The sequence below is a fragment of the Caldisericia bacterium genome, from assembly GCA_021158845.1.
Taxonomy (GTDB): Bacteria; Caldisericota; Caldisericia; order B22-G15; family B22-G15; genus B22-G15.
This window is the reverse complement of sequence record JAGGSY010000050.1, coordinates 1-1385: the sequence shown is the minus strand read 5'-3', so window position 1 is coordinate 1385 and position 1385 is coordinate 1. Positions and strand designations below refer to the sequence as shown.

Annotated in this window: 1 protein-coding gene; it reads right to left on the bottom strand. The window is 35.8% G+C overall.

The window, feature by feature from the left end; translation table 11 throughout:
* Positions 1 to 3: 3 nt before the first annotated feature.
* Positions 4 to 1278 (bottom strand): serpin family protein, encoded by a 1275-nt coding sequence (locus J7J33_01995; protein MCD6168061.1) that lies wholly within the window; start codon positions 1276 to 1278, stop codon positions 4 to 6.
* Positions 1279 to 1385: the final 107 nt, after the last annotated feature.

Here is a 1385-nt window from a genome sequence, read left to right as displayed (position 1 = left end):
TATTTACTCCGCTGGATTGACCAATCTTCCCATAAATAGGATACTTCCAGTTTCCTTATCATGTATGATGAAGATAAAGGGATGATCTGCTCTAAATATGTAGGTTGGTTTTATGGCTGTAAATTTCATAACAATGGCTGTGGCTGCTGCAGCTTCTGTTCCTTTTTCATTTACATCAATAAATGCCTGATGGATAACATTGCTTATAAATAAATCTTTCTTTCCTGTAATTTTTGAAAAATCTGCATTCCCCGAGAAAGAGGTTTTCATTCCCATTTTGGTTAAAGCATCCTTTAAAAAGTATTTTGTTTTGAAAGTGAATTTTGGAATGTATATTGCATCAAGTTTTGTTTTCTGCATCTTCATAAGCCACTTCTTAAGATTTTCATAGCTTAACTCTTTTTCAACATCCTTTAATGTGTAGCCATTCTCCTTTTTTGGAAGGAGTATTATCATTGAGATTCTATCCCCTTTGTATGGAAGTTCAAGTATCTGAAGTTTCTCTGTTTCAGTGTAATTAAACTCCGCCTTCTCTGGCTTCATATACATCATTGGAACCTTGACAGTTTCTTTTGGGTTGACATAAAAATCTTCGTCTCTTGTATCAGATTTTTTAAACTCCCACTTCCAGGTGCCTTTAAAGTATATTGCATTGGTTATTACAAGCCTTGTGTATCTATCAAGGATGCCCTTAGAAATTAAGTCTTTAATCTTTCCGTTTGTCTGCTCCTCAATGAATTTGTTTATCGTCTCTCTTGATTTTTCAGTCTCATTAACAAAGTCAAGGTTTGCCGCTTTCCCTCCGTAGTATTTTTCCACAGTGGTTTTGTATTCCTCAAGTAGTGGAAAATCCTTTTGAACCCACAAAGCATTTCCTGTCCTTAACTCATAGTCTCTAACTTCTCTGTTTATCTCGTTGTATATCTTTGCAAAGTTTGGCCTGAGTTTCTCCTTATCTGGAAAATGAAAGACCTTTTTTATTTCATCATAGGTCTCTCCATTTGCTCCCTCATATGCCATTGCCATGGCAGAGAATATGCTGTAAGGGGAGTAAAATACATTTCCACTGGAAGCCTCACTGAGTTTTTTATACATGTCAATTGAAAATAAATTGTTCCCATCACTAACCAACTGAACACCCTCCTTTGTAAATCCAGTATCATCTGCCCTTGGTGGTCTCTTCGGTGAATATGGATAAACAAACAATGTCCACCACCCTATCCCTATAGCAACCACAAGAGCAAGAACCAGGATAATTAAACTCCTTCTCCTTATCATAATTATTACCTCCTTTCCTCTCCATTTCAACCATATAAACCCCTCTCCCTTAAAAAAGTTTCAAGTTTTATTCCCCTCTTTAATTATAAAAAACAAAGAGTCAAGAA

Bases quoted from the DNA above. Each gene is read 5' to 3' on its own strand.
- J7J33_01995 (MCD6168061.1), bottom strand. From the start codon at position 1,278: ATGATAAGGAGAAGGAGTTTAATTATCCTGGTTCTTGCTCTTGTGGTT.